Annotated in this window: 18 protein-coding genes; 13 read left to right on the top strand and 5 right to left on the bottom strand. The window is 72.9% G+C overall.

Translation table 11 applies throughout. The annotated features are described in order from the left end of the window. Positions 1 to 38 precede the first annotated feature (38 nt). The 3 genes from PYR72_RS24550 (at position 39) to PYR72_RS24540 (ending at position 3,429) form a co-directional block, all read left to right on the top strand. Positions 39 to 1,010 carry a DUF5819 family protein gene (locus PYR72_RS24550; protein ID WP_275457333.1) on the top strand — a complete coding sequence of 324 codons (972 nt, stop codon included), beginning with the start codon at positions 39 to 41 and terminating at the stop codon, positions 1,008 to 1,010. 50 nt (positions 1,011 to 1,060) lie between these two features. Continuing rightward, on the top strand, positions 1,061 to 2,305 hold the full coding sequence (locus PYR72_RS24545) for an HTTM domain-containing protein (RefSeq protein ID WP_275460504.1): 1,245 nt from the start codon (positions 1,061 to 1,063) through the stop codon (positions 2,303 to 2,305). A 395-nt stretch (positions 2,306 to 2,700) separates the two neighbouring features. Beyond that, on the top strand, positions 2,701 to 3,429 hold the full coding sequence (locus PYR72_RS24540) for a TrmH family RNA methyltransferase (protein ID WP_275457332.1): 729 nt from the start codon (positions 2,701 to 2,703) through the stop codon (positions 3,427 to 3,429). Between the two features lie 35 nt (positions 3,430 to 3,464). On the opposite strand, the gene paaN is transcribed toward PYR72_RS24540, so the two are convergent. Continuing rightward, positions 3,465 to 5,177 (bottom strand): phenylacetic acid degradation protein PaaN, encoded by a 1,713-nt coding sequence (paaN, locus tag PYR72_RS24535; protein ID WP_275457331.1) that lies wholly within the window; start codon positions 5,175 to 5,177, stop codon positions 3,465 to 3,467. A gap of 224 nt (positions 5,178 to 5,401) precedes the next feature. Between paaN and PYR72_RS24530 the strand changes: the two genes are divergently transcribed. Both PYR72_RS24530 and PYR72_RS24525 read left to right on the top strand, forming a co-directional pair. Beyond that, positions 5,402 to 6,919 (top strand): 3-hydroxyacyl-CoA dehydrogenase, encoded by a 1,518-nt coding sequence (locus tag PYR72_RS24530; protein WP_275457330.1) that lies wholly within the window; start codon positions 5,402 to 5,404, stop codon positions 6,917 to 6,919. After that, positions 6,916 to 7,506, top strand: coding sequence for a TetR/AcrR family transcriptional regulator (locus PYR72_RS24525; RefSeq protein ID WP_275457329.1), 591 nt, complete (start codon positions 6,916 to 6,918; stop codon positions 7,504 to 7,506). Before PYR72_RS24530 ends, PYR72_RS24525 begins: the two co-directional genes overlap by 4 nt. Before the next feature lie 90 nt (positions 7,507 to 7,596). Here the strand turns inward: PYR72_RS24525 and PYR72_RS24520 are convergent, their stop codons facing one another. Then, complete coding sequence (locus PYR72_RS24520; RefSeq protein WP_013002201.1) at positions 7,597 to 8,082, bottom strand: Lrp/AsnC family transcriptional regulator; 486 nt, start codon at positions 8,080 to 8,082, stop codon at positions 7,597 to 7,599. Between the two features lie 189 nt (positions 8,083 to 8,271). Between PYR72_RS24520 and pdhA the strand changes: the two genes are divergently transcribed. From pdhA to PYR72_RS24490, 6 genes are all read left to right on the top strand, one after another. Continuing rightward, complete coding sequence (gene pdhA / locus PYR72_RS24515) at positions 8,272 to 9,408, top strand: pyruvate dehydrogenase (acetyl-transferring) E1 component subunit alpha (RefSeq protein WP_275457328.1); 1,137 nt, start codon at positions 8,272 to 8,274, stop codon at positions 9,406 to 9,408. Continuing rightward, positions 9,405 to 10,409, top strand: coding sequence for an alpha-ketoacid dehydrogenase subunit beta (locus PYR72_RS24510; RefSeq protein ID WP_275457327.1), 1,005 nt, complete (start codon positions 9,405 to 9,407; stop codon positions 10,407 to 10,409). The genes pdhA and PYR72_RS24510 overlap by 4 nt, the downstream gene beginning before the upstream one ends. Further along, a complete protein-coding gene (locus tag PYR72_RS24505) occupies positions 10,409 to 11,746 on the top strand; it encodes a dihydrolipoamide acetyltransferase family protein (RefSeq protein WP_275457326.1) in 1,338 nt (445 codons plus the stop codon). Before PYR72_RS24510 ends, PYR72_RS24505 begins: the two co-directional genes overlap by 1 nt. Before the next feature lie 114 nt (positions 11,747 to 11,860). Further along, the gene (locus tag PYR72_RS24500) at positions 11,861 to 12,754 is read left to right on the top strand and encodes an NTP transferase domain-containing protein (protein WP_275457325.1); all 894 of its coding nucleotides are present in this window, start codon (positions 11,861 to 11,863) and stop codon (positions 12,752 to 12,754) included. Beyond that, the gene (locus PYR72_RS24495; protein ID WP_275457324.1) at positions 12,751 to 14,106 is read left to right on the top strand and encodes a molybdopterin molybdotransferase MoeA; all 1,356 of its coding nucleotides are present in this window, start codon (positions 12,751 to 12,753) and stop codon (positions 14,104 to 14,106) included. Before PYR72_RS24500 ends, PYR72_RS24495 begins: the two co-directional genes overlap by 4 nt. A 112-nt stretch (positions 14,107 to 14,218) precedes the next feature. Further along, positions 14,219 to 15,310, top strand: a complete 1,092-nt coding sequence (locus PYR72_RS24490; protein ID WP_275457323.1) for a potassium channel family protein — start codon at positions 14,219 to 14,221, stop codon at positions 15,308 to 15,310. A 62-nt stretch (positions 15,311 to 15,372) separates the two neighbouring features. Here PYR72_RS24490 and PYR72_RS24485 read toward each other — a convergent pair whose 3' ends face one another. After that, the gene (locus PYR72_RS24485) at positions 15,373 to 16,221 is read right to left on the bottom strand and encodes an ABC transporter permease (RefSeq protein ID WP_275457322.1); all 849 of its coding nucleotides are present in this window, start codon (positions 16,219 to 16,221) and stop codon (positions 15,373 to 15,375) included. Next, positions 16,218 to 17,249, bottom strand: coding sequence for an ATP-binding cassette domain-containing protein (locus tag PYR72_RS24480; protein WP_275457321.1), 1,032 nt, complete (start codon positions 17,247 to 17,249; stop codon positions 16,218 to 16,220). Before PYR72_RS24480 ends, PYR72_RS24485 begins: the two co-directional genes overlap by 4 nt. A gap of 469 nt (positions 17,250 to 17,718) precedes the next feature. Here PYR72_RS24480 and PYR72_RS24475 point away from each other — a divergent pair, with 469 nt between their 5' ends. Further along, on the top strand, positions 17,719 to 18,699 hold the full coding sequence (locus tag PYR72_RS24475; RefSeq protein ID WP_275457320.1) for an NAD(P)H-quinone oxidoreductase: 981 nt from the start codon (positions 17,719 to 17,721) through the stop codon (positions 18,697 to 18,699). A 196-nt stretch (positions 18,700 to 18,895) separates the two neighbouring features. Here the strand turns inward: PYR72_RS24475 and PYR72_RS24470 are convergent, their stop codons facing one another. After that, a complete protein-coding gene (locus tag PYR72_RS24470; RefSeq protein ID WP_275457319.1) occupies positions 18,896 to 19,318 on the bottom strand; it encodes a hypothetical protein in 423 nt (140 codons plus the stop codon). A gap of 157 nt (positions 19,319 to 19,475) precedes the next feature. On the opposite strand from PYR72_RS24470, the gene PYR72_RS24465 reads away from it, so the two are divergent. Continuing rightward, on the top strand, positions 19,476 to 20,018 hold the full coding sequence (locus tag PYR72_RS24465) for a bacterial proteasome activator family protein (RefSeq protein ID WP_037726102.1): 543 nt from the start codon (positions 19,476 to 19,478) through the stop codon (positions 20,016 to 20,018). The last annotated feature ends 108 nt before the right edge of the window (positions 20,019 to 20,126 follow it).

Below are 20,126 nucleotides of genomic sequence, written 5' to 3'. Positions count from 1 at the left end.
CCGCGGACCCTGCCTCGACGGCGGACCACACGCCGCTCATGGCCGCGCATGACACCTCGGCCCTGACCTCGGACCCTGTCGTGCCCGAGAGCGCGGATCTTGCCCCGCCCGTGACCGCAGACCCCGGGCGGGCCTCTTCTTCGGGTTCGACCGCGTCGCCGGACGCGACGACCGACCTGGCGACCCCCCTGACCGAGGACCCGGCGCACGGCTCGGCGGCGGGCTCCTCGCCGGGCGCGTCGCCGGACCCCGCGGGGGTGTCCTCGCCCTGGCCGCGCTCCGAGCGGACGGGAGGGCCGGTGCGGCCGGCGGCCGGTATCGCCGCGCTGACCCTGCCGTACCAGATAGCCGTGGCGCTGGTGCTCGCGGTCGTGGGGGTGGTGACCTGCGTCCATCTCGGGCTGGTGTTCCTCCATATCGCGCCCTCGAACACGTTGACGAAGCAGCACGGTCGGGCGGTGGACGAGTGGGTGTATCCGGAGTTCGAGCAGAACTGGAAGCTGTTCGCGCCGAACCCGCTGCAGCAGAACATCGCCGTGCAGGCGCGCGCGGAGGTCCGTACCGCCGACGGTGAGCGGCGTCAGACCGGCTGGTACGACCTGTCCGCGCTGGACGGCGCCGCGATCGACGGGAACCCGGTGCCGAGTCACACCCAGCAGAACGAACTGCGCCGGGCCTGGGACTTCTACGTGTCCACGCACGACGCCGAGAACCGCGCCACCACCTCGCGCGGCGATCTGTCCCAGCGCTATGTACGCCGGATCGTGGTGATGCGCCTCGACCGCGAGGGGGCCGGCGAGCCCGGCGCCGTGATCGAGCGGATCCAGCTCCGGTCCCGTACCACCAACGTGCCGGCGCCCGAGTGGAGCGAGGAAAAGGTGTCCGACAAGCCAGTCGTCCGCGAGCTGCCCTGGTGGCAGGTGACCGACGACGACCGGGCGGACGCCGCCGCGAACGCGGGGGGCGCCGGCCGGGCCGCCACCGGCCGGACGGAGGCGAGCGCCGGATGAGCGGCTCCGTGCGTCCGACCACCGGCCCGGTCCGTCAGGGGAGTCCTCTGGTGCGGCTCACCGCCCCGATAGGCAACGGGATCACCCGTGTCACGGATCGCGCGCTGGGCCCGTACCAGAGCGCGATCATCCGTATCGGCTTCTCCGCGACCTGGCTGCTGTTCCTGCTGCGCGAGTTCCCGCACCGGCGCGAGCTCTACGGCCCGAACGGGCCCTGGAGCTGGGAGCTGGCCCAGCAGCTGACCGCGAGCAACGAAGCGTTCACGGTGCTGATGTGGTCCGACAGCATGGTGTGGTTCGAGATCGTCTACGCCGTCGCCCTCCTGTCCGGCCTCCTTCTGCTGCTCGGCTGGCACACCCGTGCCATGAGCGTGCTCTTCATGGTCGGCGTGCTCTCGCTGCAGAACCGCAGCGTCTTCATGGGCGACGGCGGCGACAACGTCCTCCACCTCATGGCGATCTATCTCGTCTTCGTCCGCTGCGCCCAGGTCTGGTCGCTGGACGCGCGGCGCGCCCGGCGTGGGCGTGAGCGCCTGGAGCTGGACGGCGAGGCACCGGAGGACCGGGGCGGTGTCGCGCTGTGGTGCGTGCTCGGGTTCGGGTTGCTGCTGGCGACCTTCGGCGGTCTGGTGCCCGGCGGTCTGCTGGGCGGCTGGCTGACGTTCTTCTGGGGGTTGTGGGCGGTGCAGGCCCTGTGGTGGGCCGCCGGGCGCATCGAGTCGGACACCAAGCCGCGTGCGCTGCTCGACATCGTGGGCAACCTCGCGCACAACGCCGCGCTCGTCGTGATCATGGCCGAGGCGTGTCTGATCTACGCGGCGGCCGGCTGGTACAAGATCCAGGGCGGGCGGTGGCAGGACGGCACGGCGGCCTACTACCCGTTCCACCTGGACTACTTCTCGCCCTGGGCCTCGCTCTCCGACCTGCTGTCGTCGAGCGGCACGATGGTGATGCTGGTGACGTACGGGACGGTGATCGTGCAGGTCGCCTTCCCGTTCACGCTCTTCAACCGGCGCGTCAAGAACGTGCTGCTGGCGGTCATGATGACCGAGCACGCCGTGATCGCCGTCGTGCTCGGCCTGCCGTTCTTCTCGCTCGCGATGATCGCCGCCGACGCGGTCTTCCTGCCCACGCCCTTCCTGAAGCGTCTGGGCGGGCTGGCGGGGCGCGTGCGCGACCGCGTCGTGCGCCGGCTCCTGCCGGGGCGCACCCTCAAGATCCCCGGCCCGCGCCGCCCCGGCGCCCCCGACGAGGGGGAGGGGGCCGAGCAGCCCCGCGTAGGCTTCACCGCATGAACGATCCGCTGAGCGAACCCGGGGGCGTCCCGACGGTGGGGCCCACGGAGGCTCAGGTGCCGGGACGTCCTGTCGCTTCGGTGCCGGGACCCGCGGGGTCTGCTGGTGCGGCGGCGGGATCCGTGGGCGTGGAGGCGGCCGGCTTCCCGGCCGGTTCGACGGTGGGGCCTGTCGTCGGGTCCGTAGCCGAGGCCCTCGGCCGTCCGGCGGCGGCATCCACGAGCGGACCGGCGGGAGGACCCGCGGGCGGCCCGGCGTCGGCATCCGGTCCGGCGTCGGCATCCGCAGGTGGTCCGGTGGCAGGGCCCGCGGGTGAGTCGGCAGGTTCGGCCGGAGACTGCGGTCCGGGGGTGGTCGTTTCGGGCGCGTCGGGCCGGCGGCCGGAAGGAGACCCGTTGCGTGTCTGGCGGCGTCTCGTCGACACCGCCGTCCTGCTCGACGGTTTCCACGCGCTCAAGCACGCCGTCCGCTTCGGCGCCGAGGTGTCGGTGGCCGTGACCGCCGACCGAGCGGCGGCCCTCGCCCTCGCCGACGAGCTGGCCCCGGACGTACGGGACCGGCTCGCGGACCTCCTTCAGGAGGTCCCGGAGGAGACGTACCGGGCGCTCGTGGCGCGCCCGCACCCCACCGCCGTCGCCGCGCTGGCCGTACGCCCCTCGCGCGCGGACCATCTGGCGGCGCTCGCCCGCACCCCGCGCGCCGCCCCCGTCGTCGTCCTCGACAACCCGCGCAACCTGGGCAACGCGGGCGCGGTGATCCGGCTGGCGGCCGGGTTCGGGGCGACCGGCGTGGTCACCACGGGCACCCTGGACCCCTGGCACCCCACGGTCGTGCGGGGCGGGGCGGGGCTGCACTTCGCCACCGCCGTCGAGCGTCTGGAGGTGGCCGACCTGCCTCCCGGCCCGCTCTTCGCGCTGGACCCCGAGGGCGACGACATCCGGGGGCTGAAGCTCCCGGACGACGCCGTCCTCGCGTTCGGCTCCGAGCGCAGCGGCCTGTCGGCCGGGCTGCGCGCCCGTGCCGACCACCTGCTGTCGCTCCCGATGCGCCCCCAGGTCTCCAGCTACAACCTGGCGACCAGTGTGGCGATGACGCTGTACCACTGGAGCGCGGGCTCCTTCTGAGGAGTACGCGCTCCGGCCGGACGTTGAAGATCGAGCTAGCGGAGCGTCTCGCTGCGGACCTCGACCACCCGGAACCGGTTGGCGACGAAGGCTCCGTCGCACAGGGCCGCGTTCGCCGCCGGGTTGCCGCCGGACCCGTGGAAGTCCGAGAAGGCCGCCGTCTGGTTCACGTACACCCCGCCCGTGAGGTTGAGCGACAGCTGCGCGCACTCCTCCAGGCAGACCTCCTCGACGGCCCGGGCCACCTCCTCGGAGGTCGTGTACGCGCCGACGGTCATCGCCCCCTTCTCGCCGATGGTCCGGCGCAGCAGCTCCAGCCCTTCCGCGGCCGAGTCGACGGCGACGGCGAACGACACCGGCCCGAAGCACTCGCTGAGGTAGGCGGCCTCGTCCTCCGCGCCCTCCCAGTACTTCCGCGCGCCGTCGAGCTTGACGATCACCGGAGTCCGGACGACCGCGTTCGGGAACTCGGGGTTGGTGATCTCCCGTGAGGGGAGCGCGACCTCGCCGAGCGAGGCGGCCGCTTCGAGGCGGGCCTTGACGTCGGGGTTCACGATCGCGCCGAGCAGAGCGTTCGCGCGCGCGTCGTCGCCCAGCAGACCGCCGACCGACCGGGCGAGGTCGGCCGCGACCTCGTCGTAGGACTTGGGGCCCTGGTCGGTGGTGATGCCGTCGCGCGGGATGAGCAGGTTCTGCGGGGTGGTGCACATCTGGCCGCTGTACAGGGACAAGGAGAAGGCCAGGTTGGAGAGCATGCCCTTGTAGTCGGCGGTGGAGTCGACCAGCACGGTGTTGACGCCGGCTTTCTCCGTGTAGACCTCCGCCTGGCGGGCGTTGGCCTCCAGCCAGTCGCCGAAGGACGTCGAGCCGGTGTAGTCGATGATGCGGATCTCGGGGCGGGTGGCCAGGTCCTTGGCGATGCCCTCGCCGGGACGCTCGGCGGCGAGCGCGACCAGGTTGGGGTCGAAGCCCGTCTCGGCGAGCACCTCGCGGGCGGCCTGGACGGTGAGGGCGAGCGGCAGCACCGCGCGCGGGTGGGGCTTCACCAGGACGGCGTTGCCGGTGGCGAGGGAGGCGAACAGGCCCGGGTAGCCGTTCCAGGTCGGGAAGGTGTTGCAGCCGATGACGAGGGCGGTGCCGCGCGGCACCGGCTTGAACTTCTTGGTGAGCGCGAGCGGCTCCCGCTTGCCCTGGGGCTTGCTCCACTCGGCCGTGTCGGGGGTGCGGACCTGCTCCGCGTACGCGTACGCCACCGCCTCCAGACCCCGGTCCTGGGCGTGCGGCCCGCCCGCCTGGAAGGCCATCATGAAGGCCTGGCCGCTGGTGTGCATGACGGCGTGGGCGAACTCGTGGGTGCGGTCGCTGATCCGCTTCAGGATCTCCAGGCACACCGCCGCGCGCGCCTCGGCGCCCGCGTCGCGCCACGCGCGCTGCCCGGCCCTCATGGCCGGCAGCAGCGTGTCGAGGTCGGCGTGCGGATAGGTGACGCCCAGCTCGATGCCGTACGGGGAGACCTCGCCGCCCACCCAGTCGTCGGTGCCGGGCTGGCCGAGGTCGAGCCGGGTGCCGAGGAGGGCGTCGAAGGCCGCCTTGCCCTCGGCCATGCCCAGGCTGCCGTTCTCGCCGTACGCCTTGGGATGCTCGGGGTGGGGCGACCAGTACGCGCGGGTGCGGATCGCTTCCAGCGCCTGGTCGAGGACGGGCCGGTGCTTGGCGATCAGGGCGTGCGCGGACGGTTCGGCGGCCATGCTGGACCAACTCCTCACGTCGAGGACTCTTCTCAGAGCTCTGACCTGGGCAGGAATGGATTCGAGGGGTGTGCGGGGGGTGTTTCGGGGGATGGGGCGAAGTGCCTTGTCCCACGGAGTACTGGGCGTCGGGTGGGCGGACAGAGTTAGAGTAACCGAACGATCGGTCGGGACAAGGGGGTCCGCCGTATCTGTGGACAACCCCGTGCGGGAGGATCGCGCACATGACAGGACTCGACCCCGGCAGCCCCGTGGCCGTCGTAGGGACCGGCACCATGGGCCAGGGCATCGCCCAGGTCGCACTGACCGCGGGCCACTCCGTACTGCTGTTCGATACAGCGCCCGGGCGGGCGCGGGAGGCCGCCGAGGCGATCGGCGCCCGGCTCGACCGGCTCGTCGCGAAGGACCGCATGAGCGGCGCCGACCGGGACGCCGCGCGTGCCCGGCTGCACGCCGCCGAACGGCTCGCCGACCTCGCGGACTGCGGTCTGGTCGTCGAGGCCGTCCTGGAGCGGCTGGACGTCAAGCAGGAACTGTTCCGCGCCTTGGAGGACGTCGTCGGCGAGGACTGCCTGCTCGCCACCAACACCTCGTCCCTGTCCGTCACGGCCATCGGCGGCGCGCTGCGCAACCCGGGCCGTTTCGTGGGCCTGCACTTCTTCAACCCCGCGCCGCTGCTGCCCCTCGTGGAGGTCGTCTCCGGCTTCGCCACCGACGTCACCTCGGCCACGCGCGCGTACGAGACGGCCCGCGCCTGGGGCAAGACGCCGGTGGCCTGCGCCGACACCCCCGGATTCATCGTCAACCGCATCGCACGGCCGTTCTACGCCGAAGCGTTCGCGGTGTACGAGTCGCAGGCCGCCGAACCCGTCACCATCGACGCGATCCTGCGCGAGTGCGGCGGGTTCAGGATGGGCGCCTTCGAACTGACCGACCTGATCGGGCAGGACGTCAACGAGTCGGTCACCCACTCCGTGTGGCGGGCCTTCTTCCAGGACGTGCGCTTCACGCCCTCGCTGGCCCAGCGCCGGCTCGTCGAGTCCGGCCGGCTGGGCCGCAAGACGGGCCAGGGCTGGTACGACCACGGCGAGGACGCCGAGCCTCCCGAGCCGCACACCGCGGACCCGGTCCCCGCGCCCGCGTACGTGGTCGTCGAGGGCGACCTCGGCCCCGCCGCGGACCTGCTCACGCTGATCCGGGAGGCGGGCATCTCCGTCCGCGAGGACGAGGAGGACCACGGCACCCGGCTCGTCCTGCCGAGCGGCGGCCAGCTGGCCCTCGCCGACGGCCAGACCTCCGTGGAGTTCCGGGACGTCGTCTACTTCGACCTCGCGCTCGACTACCGCAGGGCCACCCGGATCGCCCTGTCCGCCTCCCAGGACACCTCGCCGCAGACCCTCGCGGAGGCCACGGGCCTCTTCCAGGCGCTCGGCAAGGACGTCAGTGTCATCGGGGACGCCCCCGGCATGATCGTCGCGCGCACGGTGGCGCGGATCATCGACCTCGCGCACGACGCCGTCGCCAAGGGCGTGGCCACCCAGGAGGACATCGACACGGCGATGCGGCTGGGCGTCAACTACCCGCTGGGTCCCTTCGAGTGGAGCCGCAGACTGGGCCGGAACTGGGCGTACGCCCTCCTGGACGACCTGCACCTGCGCGACCCCTCCGGGCGCTACGCGCCCTCGCTGGCGCTCTACCGCCACGCCTACGCCTCGGACAAGCGGGAGGGCACCTCCTCATGACGACCGCCAAGCGCGACACGTACACCCCGGAGACGCTGCTGTCCGTCGCGGTCCGGGTCTTCAACGAACGCGGTTACGACGGGACCTCCATGGAGCATCTCTCCAAGGCGGCCGGTATCTCCAAATCGTCGATATACCACCACGTCACGGGCAAGGAGGAGCTGCTGCGCCGGGCCGTGAGCCGGGCGCTGGACGGTCTCTTCGGCATCCTCGACGAGGAGCCTGCGCGCGGGGGGCGTGCGGTGGAGCGCCTGGAGCACGTCGTGCGGCGCATGGTCGAGGTGCTCATGGCCGAGCTGCCCTATGTGACCCTGCTGCTGCGGGTGCGCGGCAACACCGGCACCGAGCGCTGGGCGCTGGAGCGGCGCCGCGACTTCGACCACCGGGTCGCCGACCTGCTGAAGGCCGCGGCCGCCGAGGGCGACGTGCGGCGCGACGTGGAGGTGCGGCTCGCGACCCGGCTGGTGTTCGGGATGATCAACTCGATCGTGGAGTGGTACCGGCCGGACGGGCGGGGCATGGGCGAGCGGGAAGTGTCCGAAGCGGTGACGCACCTGGTCTTCACGGGGTTGCGCGCCCCGGAGTGAGCGCGCGCCCGGAGTGAGCGCGTGCGGGGAGGCCGCGCGCCGTCGGCGGGCCCCACGCGCCCGCCGGGAGCCCCGGGCGCCGGGGGCGGGTCACCCCTCCGGCTCCACGTCCTCCTCCTCGAACACCAGCAGGGTCCGGGTGCTGAGCACCTCCGGGATGGCCTGGAGCTTGGTGAGGACGACCTCGCGCAGGGCTCGGTTGTCCGAGGTGTGCACCAGGAGCAGGACGTCGTAGTCGCCGCCGACGAGGGCGATGTGGGCGGCGCCCGAGAGCTGGCGCAGCTGGTCGCGGACGGTGCGCCAGGAGTTCTGCACGATCTTGAGGGTGATGTAGGCCGAGGTGCCCTTTCCGGCGCGCTCGTGGTTCACGCGCGCCCCGAAGCCACGGATCACGCCGTCCTCGATGAGGCGGTTGATGCGGGCGTAGGCGTTGGCGCGGGAGACGTGGACGCGTTCGGCGACGGACCGTATCGAGGCACGGCCGTCGGCCTGCAGCATGCGCAGGATGTCCTGGTCTATGGCGTCCAGCGGTCGAGGGGGCGGCAGGGCCGGGCCGTGCTCCGGCGGCTCGGCCATTTGTTCAGGTGCCATGTGCCCCTGCCTCCCTGCCATGGACGGACTGCGTTCATTGCAGGCTGTGCAGAACCGTTTGTCCACAGCCTGTGGGTGCATGTAGCCAAAATGCGTCAGCGACCGAACAATCGGTAGGTGAGACGCGTCACAACCGTGCCGCGTCCCTGAGCCACTCCCACGAGGAGGTGCCGTATGACGGTCATGGAGCAGCGGGGCGCGTACCGCCCGACACCGCCGCCCGCCTGGCAGCCCCGCACGGACCCCGCGCCGCTGCTGCCCGACGCCCTGCCCCACCGCGTGCTCGGCACGGACGCGGCGGCCGACGCCGACCCCGCGCTGCTGCGCCGGCTCTACGCCGAGCTGGTGCGCGGCCGCCGCTACAACACGCAGGCGACCGCCCTGACCAAGCAGGGCAGGCTCGCCGTCTACCCCTCCAGCACCGGCCAGGAGGCGTGCGAGGTCGCCGCCGCGCTCGTCCTTCAGGAGCGGGACTGGCTCTTCCCCAGCTACCGCGACACGCTCGCCGCCGTCGCCCGCGGCCTCGACCCCGTGCAGGCGCTCACCCTGCTGCGCGGCGACTGGCACACCGGCTACGACCCGCACGAGCACCGGGTCGCGCCGCTGTGCACCCCCCTCGCCACCCAGCTCCCGCACGCCGTGGGCCTCGCGCACGCCGCCCGCCTCAAGGGCGACGACGTGGTGGCGCTGGCCCTGGTCGGCGACGGCGGCACCAGCGAGGGCGACTTCCACGAGGCGCTCAACTTCGCCGCCGTCTGGCAGGCGCCGGTGGTCTTCCTCGTCCAGAACAACGGCTTCGCGATCTCCGTCCCGCTCGCCAAGCAGACCGCCGCCCCGTCGCTGGCCCACAAGGCCGTCGGCTACGGGATGCCGGGCCGCCTGGTCGACGGCAACGACGCGGCGGCCGTGCACCAGGTGCTCGCCGAAGCGGTGGCCCACGCGCGCGCGGGCGGCGGTCCCACGCTGGTCGAGGCGGTGACGTACCGCATCGACGCCCACACCAACGCCGACGACGCGACCCGCTACCGGGGCGACGCCGAGGTCGAGACCTGGCGGGCGCACGACCCGATCGCGCTCCTGGAGCACGAGCTGACCGAGCGCGGCCTCCTCGACGAGGACGGCATCCGGGCCGCCCGTGACGCCGCCGAGGCGATGGCGGCCGACCTGCGCGACCGCATGAACCAGGACCCGGTGCTCGACCCCATGGACCTCTTCGCCCACGTCTACGCCGAGCCCACCCCGCAACTGCGCGAACAGCAGGCCCTGCTCCGGGCCGAGCTGGCGGCGGAGAACGAAGGGGCGCAGCCGTGACCACCGTCGCCCTCAAGCCCGCCACCATGGCGCAGGCGCTCAACCGCGCGCTGCGCGACGCCATGACCGCCGACCCCACCGTGCACGTCATGGGCGAGGACGTCGGCGCTCTCGGCGGTGTCTTCCGTGTCACCGACGGGCTCGCCGAGGAGTTCGGCGAGGACCGGGTCACCGACACCCCGCTCGCCGAGGCGGGCATCCTCGGCACCGCCGTCGGCATGGCCATGTACGGCCTGCGACCGGTCGTCGAGATGCAGTTCGACGCGTTCGCCTACCCGGCGTTCGAGCAGCTCATCAGCCATGTCGCCCGCATGCGCAACCGCACGCGCGGAGCGATGCCCCTGCCGATCACCATCCGTGTCCCCTACGGCGGCGGCATCGGCGGCGTCGAACACCACAGCGACTCCTCCGAGGCGTACTACATGGCGACTCCGGGTCTCCATGTCGTCACCCCCGCCACCGTCGCCGACGCCTACGGCCTGCTGCGCGCCGCCATCGCCTCCGACGACCCGGTCGTCCTCCTGGAGCCCAAGCGCCTGTACTGGTCGAAGGACGCCTGGAACCCCGAGGATCCGCCGGCCGTCGAGCCGATCGGCCGCGCGGTCGTGCGCCGGGCCGGCCGCAGTGCCACCCTCATCACCTACGGCCCGTCGGTGCCCGTCTGTCTGGAGGCCGCCGAGGCGGCCACGGCCGAGGGCTGGGACCTCGAAGTCGTCGACCTGCGCTCCCTGGTCCCCTTCGACGACGAGACGGTCGCCGCCTCGGTGCGCCGCACCGGCCGCGCGGTCGTCGTGCACGAGTCCGGCTCCTACGGCGGTCCGGGCGGCGAGATCGCGGCCCGTGTCACCGAGCGCTGCTTCCACCACCTGGAGGCGCCCGTGCTGCGCGTCGCCGGGTTCGACATCCCGTACCCGCCGCCCATGCTGGAGCGGCACCACCTCCCCGGTGTCGACCGGATCCTGGACGCCGTGGGCCGTCTGCAGTGGGAGGCGGGGAACTGATGGCCCAGGTGCTGGAGTTCAAGCTGCCCGACCTCGGGGAGGGGCTGACCGAGGCCGAGATCGTGCGTTGGCTGGTCCAGGTCGGGGACGTCGTCGCGATCGACCAGCCGGTCGTCGAGGTCGAGACGGCCAAGGCCATGGTCGAGGTCCCCTGCCCCTACGGCGGTGTCGTCACCGCCCGCTTCGGCGAGGAGGGCACGGAACTGCCCGTCGGCGCGCCCCTGCTGACGGTGGCGGTGGGGGCACCCGCCGCGGACGCCACCGCCGGTGAGGGCTCCGGCAACGTGCTGGTCGGCTACGGCACCGGTGCCCCGCCGGCGCGCCGCAGGCGGGTGCGGCCCGGGGAACCGGTCCGGTCCGCCTCGCCGGCCGAGCCGGTGGCCCGGCGCACCGTCGTCGACACGGCACCCGTTCCGGTCGCCGCTCCCGCGTGCCCGGACGGACCCGTGCCGGTGATCTCCCCGCTCGTCCGCCGACTCGCCCGCGAGAACGGTCTGGACCTGCGGACCTTGCACGGCTCGGGCCCCGAGGGGCTGATCCTGCGGGCGGACGTGGAGCACGCGCTGCGGGCCGCCACGGCCCCCGCCACCGCTCCCGCTCCGGAGCCGAGTGCCGTCGTCGCGCCGCCCGCGCCCGCCGAGGCGCCCTCCGCCACCCGCGTCCCCCTGCGGGGCGTCCGGGGCGCCGTCGCCGACAAGCTCTCCCGCAGCCGGCGCGAGATCCCCGACGCCACCTGCTGGGTGGACGCCGACGCGACGGAACTGATGCGCGCCCGTACGGCGATGAACGCGGCCGGCGGTCCGAAGATCTCCGTCCTCGCGCTGCTCGCCCGGATCTGCACGGCCGCGCTGGCCCGTTTCCCGGAGCTGAACTCGACGGTCGACATGGAGGCCCGGGAGGTCGTCCGGCTCGACCGGGTGCACCTCGGGTTCGCCGCGCAGACCGAGCGAGGGCTGGTCGTGCCCGTCGTCCGGGACGCGCACACCAGGAACACGGAATCGCTCACCGCCGAGTTCGCCGGGCTGACCGAGGCGGCCCGGACCGGGACCCTGACCCCCGGCCAACTGACCGGGGGGACCTTCACCCTGAACAACTACGGCGTGTTCGGTGTCGACGGTTCCACACCGATCATCAACCACCCCGAGGCCGCCATGCTCGGCGTCGGCCGTATCGTCCCCAAGCCGTGGGTGCACGAGGGCGAGCTGGCGGTACGGCAGGTCGTGCAGCTCTCGCTCACCTTCGACCACCGGGTGTGCGACGGCGGCACGGCGGGCGGCTTCCTGCGCTTCGTGGCCGACTGCGTCGAACAGCCGGCGATGCTGCTGCGCACGCTCTGAGCAGCTGATCCACCCGGCCGGGACCGATCGCCCGTCGCATCGGACCCGGCCGGACCCTGATCACGCGCTCTCCCCCACGTTCCCTGTGATCGTCGGGGCCCGCATACTCGGAGGGTGACCGCGTACGAGCCCCCGGGCGCCCCCGGTACCGAGCCGTTCGACGCCGTCGTGCTCGCCGGAGGCGCCGCCCGGCGGCTCGGCGGCGCCGACAAGCCCGCCGTGCGCGTAGGGGGCCGGGCGCTGCTCGACCGGGTGCTGACCGCCTGCGCCGGGGCCGGGACGACCGTCGTCGTCGCCGAACCCCGGCCCACCGCGCGGCCCGTGCGGTGGGCCCGCGAGGAACCCCCGGGCGGCGGCCCGCTCGCCGCGCTGGGCGCCGGGCTCCGGCACACCACCGCGCCACGGGTCCTGCTGCTCTCCGCCGACCTGCCGTTCCTGGGGGAGGAAACGGCGGGGCGTCTGCTCCGCGCCCTCTCGGACAGCGCGGGCTCCGCCGACGGCGTGCTGGTCACCGACGCCGACGGCCGTGACCAGCCCCTCGTCGCCGTCTACCGGGCCGAGGCCCTGCGCCGGGAGCTGGCCCGGCTCGCCGCCGAGCACGACGGCCTCACCGGGCTTCCCCTGCGGCGGCTGACCGCCGCGTTGCGCCTCACCCGCATCACCGACCCGGTCGCGTCCTTCGACTGCGACACCTGGGACGACATCGCCGCCGCCCGCGCACGGATCAGGGAGCATGGCCACGTGTTGGATGAATGGATTTCCGCAGTCAAGGACGAGCTGGGGATCGACCTCGATGTCGACGTCACCGAGCTGCTCGACCTCGCCCGTGACGCCGCCCACAGCGTGGCCCGGCCCGCCGCCCCGCTGACCACCTTCCTGATCGGCTACGCCGCCGCCCGGGCCGGGGGTGGCCCTGAGGCGGTCACCGAGGCCGCCCGTAAGGCGTCCGCCCTGGCCCTGCGCTGGGCCGAGGAGGACTCACCCGGCGCCGGACCGGACGCCGGATGACCGCCCAGGACGCCGAAGAGTTCGACGTGGAGGAGGCGCTGGCCGTGGCCAACGACAGGGCCGTCCAGGGGCCGAAGGAGCCCCTCCCCTCCCGCGACACCCCCGGGCCGGGACGGTCCGACGCGCACCGGACCAAGGGTGAATCCGCCCACCGGGCCACCTCCTGGCCCGAGGCCCGGGCCGTCGCCGAACGTGCCGCCCGCACGGCCGGACGCCGGGCCCCCGTGTCGGTCCCCGTCGACCGGGCGCTCGGACTCGTGCTCGCCGCGCCCCTGACCGCCCTCACCGACCTGCCCTCCTTCGACACCTCCGCCATGGACGGCTGGGCGGTGGCGGGCCCCGGACCCTGGGCCGTGCGGGAGGAGGGCGTGCTCGCGGGGCACGCCGACCCCGGACGGCTCACGGACGGCGAGGCGGTCCGGATCGCCACCGGCGCCCGTATCCCACCCGACACCACCGCCGTCCTGCGCAGCGAGCACGGCCGCACCGACGACAAGGGACGGCTGCATCCGACCCGGGACCTCGTCCACGGGCAGGACATCCGCCCCCGGGGCCAGGAGTGCCGCCACGGCGACCAACTGCTGCCCCTCGGCACCCAGATCACCCCGGCCGCGCTCGGGCTCGCGGCCGCCGCGGGGTACGACACGGTGAGCGTGCTCCCCCGCCCGCGCGTCGAACTGCTCGTCCTGGGCGACGAACTGCTCACCGACGGGCTTCCGCGCGAGGGCCTCATCCGCGATGCCCTCGGCCCCATGCTGCCGTCCTGGCTGCGGGCGCTCGGCGCCGAGGTCACCGCCGTGCGCCGCCTGGGCGACGACGCCGACGCCCTGCACCGGGCCGTGAAGAAATCCTCCGCCGACCTCGTCGTCACCACGGGGGGCACGGCCGCCGGGCCCGTCGACCACGTCCACCCCATCCTGCGCCGTGTGGGGGCCGAACTCCTCGTCGACGGCGTGAAGGTGCGCCCCGGGCACCCCATGCTGCTGGCCCGCACCCGGCAGGACCAGCATCTCGTCGGGCTGCCCGGAAACCCGCTGGCCGCCGTCTCGGGGCTGTTCACCCTCGCCGAGCCGCTGCTGCGGACTCTCGCCGGCCGCCCGGCCCCGGAGCCGTACACGGTGCCGCTGCGCGAGGGGGTGCACGGGCATCCGTACGACACCCGGCTCGTTCCCGTCGGTCTGCGCGGGGACGACGCCGTGCCGTTGCACTACAACGGCCCCGCTATGCTCCGCGGAATCGCCACCGCCGATGCCCTTGCCGTCGTACCACCCGGCGGCGCCCGCCCGGGTCAGGAGCTGGAACTGCTCGACCTGCCCTGGGCGACAGCGGGGATCCAGGTGTGTTTCACGTGAAACGTCGGTACGGCCGACCGGCCGTAGGACCAACGGTGTTTCACGTGAAACAACGGGCTGCCGGGGGCGACGCACAGCCAGGGGACGTACGTCGAAACGGGGAGTGTTTCACGTGAAACTGCCGGGCCAGGACGCGATCGCCCGCAACGCGGACGAGCGTCACGTGACCCACCAGGTGAGACTGCCGAAACGAGAGATCGAGCGGCCGATCCGTCAGGTCGGCAAGCGGCTGGCGATGGCCCTGTTGCTGCTGGTTGCCACCGCCCTGATCGTCTACGCCGATCACGAGGGGTACAACGACAACTCCGACGGTTCGGTGGATCTGCTCGACGCGTTCTACTACGCCACGGTCACCCTCTCCACCACCGGATACGGCGACATCACCCCGGTCAGCGATGCCGCGCGGTTCACCAACATCTTCGTGATCACGCCGCTGCGTGTGCTGTTCCTGATCATCCTGGTCGGGACCACGCTGGAGGTCCTCACGGAACGCACCCGTGAGGAATGGCGACACAACCGCTGGAGGGCGGCCTTGAGGGAGCACACCGTTGTCGTCGGCTGGGGGACGAAGGGACGGTCGGCGATCCAGACCGTCTGCGCGACCGGGCTGAAGAAGGAGCAGGTCGTCGTCGTGGACCCCAGCTCCAAGGTCATCGAGGCCGCGAACGCCGAGGGGTACACGGGGGTCGTCGGTGACGCGACCCGCAGCGATGTACTGCTGCGGGCAGAGGCGCAGAAGGCCCGGCAGATCATCATCTCCACCGCGCGGGACGACACCGCCGTCCTGGTCACGCTGACGGCCCGCCAGCTCAACCGCCAGGCGAAGATCGTGGCCGCCGTGCGCGAGGAGGAGAACGCGCCGCTGCTGAAGCAGTCCGGGGCGGACGTCGTCATCACCAGTGCCAGCGCGGCCGGTCGGCTCCTCGGGCTCTCCGTGCTCAGCCCGGCGGCCGGCATGGTGATGGAGGACCTCATCCAGCAGGGCAGCGGGCTCGACATCGCCGAACGGCCGGTCATAAAAGCGGAGGTGGGACGAGGGGTTCGGGAGACGGAGGACCTGGTCGTCAGCGTGCTGCGCGGACATCGGGTGCTCGGCTACGACGATCCGTCCATCGGCCCCCTTCAGTTGACGGACCGGCTTATCACCATCGTCCGTGCCACGCCGAGCACGAAGATCACCCCCGAGACCAAGCACCTGCCGTAGCGGAGAACCAGAGGGTGGCCCCGGGGTGCGGAACCCCGGGGCCACCCTCTTGGTGTGCACGCCTACTTGCGGTTGTACAGCCGCATCGTGATCGGCCCGAAGACGAGCACGAACAGGGCGGACCAGCCCAGCGTCCAGGCGATCTCCGCGGCGGGCCACTCGCCCGCCATCAACGCGCGGACCGCCGAGGCGAGATGGGTGACCGGGCTGTTGTTGACGAACGCCTGGAGCCAGCCCGGCATCGTGCTCGGGTCGACGAAGACGTTGGACAGGAAGGTCAGCGGGAAGATCACCATCATGCTGACGCCCATCACGGACTTCTCGGTGCGCAGCAGCAGGCCGAACATCGTCCAGATCCACGAGAACGCGAACGAGAAGACGATGAGCAGTGCGACCCCGGCGACCACGCCCAGCACCCCGCCGTCCGGGCGGTAGCCGAGGATCATGCCGACGGTGAGCATCACCACGGACGCGATCGCGTAGCGCAGGGCGTCGCCCAGCAGATAGCCGACCATCGTCGACGGCCGCCAGATCGGCAGCGAGCGGAAGCGGTCGAAGACGCCCTTCTCGATGTCGGTGTTGACGGAGACCCCGGTGTACATCGTGATCATCACGACCGACATCACCAGGATGCCCGGCAGCAGGAACTGGATGTACTGCTCCGGCGAGCCGGCCAGCGCACCGCCGAAGAGGTACGTGTACATCAGCACCATCATGATCGGGAAGGCGGTGACGTCGAAGAGCTGCTCCGGCACGTGCTTGATCTTGAGCATGGCTCGCCAGCCGAAGGTCAGCGAGGCCGACAGCGCGCCGGGCCGCGGCGGCCGGTCCTTGGAGATCAGCAGCGCGGCGAGCGACTCGGCGCTGACGGGGGCGAGTTCCTTGTTCTCGGTGGTGGTCGTGGTGCTCATACCGCCGCCTCGTCCTTCGTCTCGGGGGCGTCGTCGGCCTGCGTGGCCGCCGCCTGGGTGTCGTGTCCGGTCAGGGCGAGGAAGACCTCGTCCAGGCTGGGCTGTCCCAGCGAGAAGTTGTCGACGGTGATGCCGGTGCGGGCCAGTTCGGCCAGTGCCCGGGCGGCCGCCTCGGCGGCCCCCTGTCCGTTGGCCGATCCCGCGCCGACGCGGGCGGTCAGCGCCACCGGGTCCGGTTCCCGCTGCACATCGGCGTCGAGGGCCAGCCGCAGCACCTCCTCCGCCTGCGGCCGCTGGGCTGCGTCGCGCAGCCGCAGATGGACGGAACCGGCGCCCACGGACGCCTTCAGCTCGCCCTTCGTGCCCTCCGCGATCACCTTGCCCTGGTCGATGACCGCGATCCGGGACGCCAACTGGTCCGCCTCGTCCAGATACTGCGTGGTGAGCAGCACGGTCGTGCCCTGGGCGACCACCGCGCGCACGATGTCCCACACCTGGTTGCGGCTGCGCGGGTCGAGTCCGGTGGTGGGCTCGTCGAGGAAGAGCAGGTCGGGTGTGTTCAGGATGGACGCGGCGATGTCGATACGGCGCCGCATGCCGCCCGAGTAGTGCTTGACCTGCTTCGCGGCGGCCTCGCTCAGCCCGAACGCCTCCAGCAGCTGCCCGGCGCGCAGCCGTGCGGCCGGTTTGCCGTGGCCGAGGAGCCGGGCCAGCAGCACCAGGTTCTCGGTGCCGGTCAGGTCCTCGTCCACGGAGGCGTACTGCCCGGTCAGGCTCACCCGGCCGCGGACCTCGTCGGCCTCCCGGACCACGTCGTGACCGAAGACGTGCGCCTCGCCCCCGTCGGGGCGCAGCAGGGTGGCGAGCATCTTCACCGTGGTCGTCTTGCCGGCGCCGTTCGGGCCGAGGACGCCGTAGACCGTGCCGGCCGGCACGGCCAGGTCGACGCCGTCGACGGCCCGGGTCTCGCCGAAGGTCTTCACCAGACCCGCGGTCTCGATCGCGAGGCCGGACGTCTGTGCGCTCATGTCGGAGATCCTTCCGCGTACGGGGCCCGTGTCCTGGGCTACGCAAAGGGAGACCACGGGGACCGCCGAAACTCATCGGTCGCCGCGCGAAAAGTCGGGACCGTGTTCCGCACTCGGTGTCGAAGCGGTCCTCGTGTCGCGTCCGCGCGGCACTGCACCCTTCACGGTCTCGCCGATCGGCCGGGGACGCATCCCTGTTTCCGACGGCGGGCCCCGGAGGCCGGGGCCAGGGCCAGGGCCGGAGCCGGGACCGGGACCGGGGGGCCAGGTCGACGGTACGGGCGCGGGTGCGGGCCGCGCGAGATCGGCTGGGTGGGAGGCGCGAGTCGGCGGGGCGGACGGCGTCGGCCGGGCCGGCGGTGGCCCCGGGCCGTCGGCCGACCGGCCGGCGAGGGACGGGCCGGGGCGGAGGTGTGAAGGTGTGGGTGCCGGGGGCGTGACGCGGTGGTCGGGGAGTAGCGTCCCCTCCATGCATGCGATCACGATTCCCGAACCCGGTGGACCCGAGGCCCTGGTGTGGGACGAGGTCCCCGACCCCGTACCCGGCGAGGGCGAAGTGCTCATCGAGGTGGCGGCGAGCGCGGTGAACCGTGCCGATCTGCTCCAGCGACAGGGCTTCTACGACCCCCCGCCCGGCGCCTCCCCCCACCCCGGCCTGGAGTGTTCCGGGCGGGTCGCGGAGATCGGGCCCGGGGTGGCCGGATGGAACGTCGGCGACGAGGTGTGCGCGCTGCTCTCCGGCGGCGGTTACGCGGAGAAGGTCGTCGCCCCGACCGCCCAGCTGCTGCCCGTGCCCGCCGGTGTCGGCCTGACCGCGGCGGCCGCCCTGCCCGAGGTGACCTGCACGGTCTGGTCGAACGTCTTCATGATCGCCCACCTGCGGCCGGGCGAGACCCTTCTCGTGCACGGCGGCTCCAGCGGCATCGGCACCATGGCCGTCCAGCTCGCCAAGGCCGTCGGCGCGAAGGTCGCGGTCACGGCGGGCACCGAGGAGAAGCTGGCCCGGTGCGCCGCCCTGGGGGCGGACATCCTGATCAACTACCGCGAGCAGGACTTCGTCGAGGAGGTCCGCAAGGCCACGGACGGCAAGGGCGCGGATGTGGTCCTGGACAACATGGGCGCCAAGTACCTCGACCGCAACGTCCGCGTGCTCGCCGTCAACGGCCGCCTCGCGATCATCGGCATGCAGGGCGGCGTCAAGGGCGAACTGAACATCGGCGCCCTGCTCGCCAAGCGCGCCGCGATCAGCGCGACCTCGCTGCGCGCCCGCCCCCGGGAGGAGAAGGCCGCGATCGTCGCCGCCGTGCGCGAGCACGTGTGGCCGCTGCTCGACGGAGGCCATGTGCGTCCCGTCGTCGACCGCGAGATCCCCATGGACGACGCGGCCACGGCCCACCGGGTGCTGGAGGACAGCGGCCACGTCGGCAAGGTGCTCCTGGTCGTGCCGTAACCGGCGGAAACGACCGAGCCGCCCACAGACCGGCTCGAGCCGCCTGCAGACCGGATCGACCTCGCTCGCAGACCCGATCGAGCCGCCCACAGACCCGACCGAGCCGCCCGCAGACCCGACCGAGCCGCCCGCAGACCCGACCGAGCCGCCCGCAGACCCGACCGACCCTCGCTCGCCGCCCCCGCACGCCGCCCCCTCAGTACCGCCGTATCCGCAGCCCGACGAAGGCCAGACCGAGGCCCGCGCCCATCAGGATGAGGCCGCTGCCGAGGGCCATGACCCGCAGGACGGGTTCCTCGACGGTCGCGTTGTCGGCTCCGGGCGGGGCGGCCGGCGGGGGTGGCGCGGTGTCCGGGCCCGCCGAGGTACCGGTTCCCGGGCCGTCCGGTTCGGGATCCGGATCCTCCGAGGGCGCGTACGTGTCGTCCGGGGCCAAGGGCCAGACCTCCTGCCGCCCGGGCCGCTCCCGCCCCTCGCCCGCGCGGCTGCCGGCCCGGGAGTCCGCGGGGCCGGGCTCGGCCGCGTGGACGGACGGTACGGCCCCCGCCACCAGGACCACGAGCAGTCCCGTGACGGGGACGAGTCCCGTCAGGCGCGTCGAGCGAAGCCAAGGAGCCACGCCCTCAGGCTCACACGCCCCCCGCCCCCCGGCATCTCGGCCCGGAGCGCGGGATCCACGCCCGACCCGCGCCGGACGGCTCCCGCGTGCACGGTGGATCACCCTGAGTGGGGGGCACCAGCCCGGTGGGGTGGGGGCGTGGGAGAGAATGAACGGCATGGAGATGCCGAGGAACGAACGGTCGCCCGAACAGCCCCAGATCCTGGTCGTGGGCCAGGACGGAATGGCGGTGGGCGGCGGAGGAGACGAGGACTCCCGAGAGGTCCCGGTGACGGAGATGGTGGAACAGCCGGCCAAGGTCATGCGCATCGGCAGCATGATCAAGCAGCTGCTCGAAGAGGTTCGGGTCGCCCCTCTCGACGAGGCCAGCCGGGCGCGGCTGAAGGAGATCCACGCCAGCTCGGTCAAGGAACTGGAGGACGGCCTCGCGCCCGAGCTGGTCGAGGAGCTGGAGCGGATCTCCCTGCCCTTCACGGACGAGGCGATCCCGAGCGACGCGGAGCTGCGGATCGCGCAGGCCCAGCTGGTCGGCTGGCTCGAAGGTCTCTTCCACGGGATCCAGACGACGCTGTTCGCCCAGCAGATGGCCGCCCGGGCCCAGCTGGAGCAGATGCGCCGCGCGCTGCCGCCCGGCGTCGGCGGCCACGAGGGCGACGACGACCCGCGGACGATCGGCCGCTCGGGAGGCCCGTACCTCTAGGGCCCGTCGGGCGGTACCCCGTCCGGCACTCCCGCACACACTCCCGCCCCCACGCACGCACAGGGCCCGGCACACGAGGTGCCGGGCCCTTCCACATGCCGGGGTGCA

It is taken from the genome of Streptomyces sp. VNUA24, from assembly GCF_029167005.1.
Taxonomy (GTDB): Bacteria; Actinomycetota; Actinomycetes; order Streptomycetales; family Streptomycetaceae; genus Streptomyces; species Streptomyces scabiei.
The sequence above is the reverse complement of the archived record's forward strand: the minus strand, read 5'-3'. Positions and strand labels throughout refer to the sequence as shown.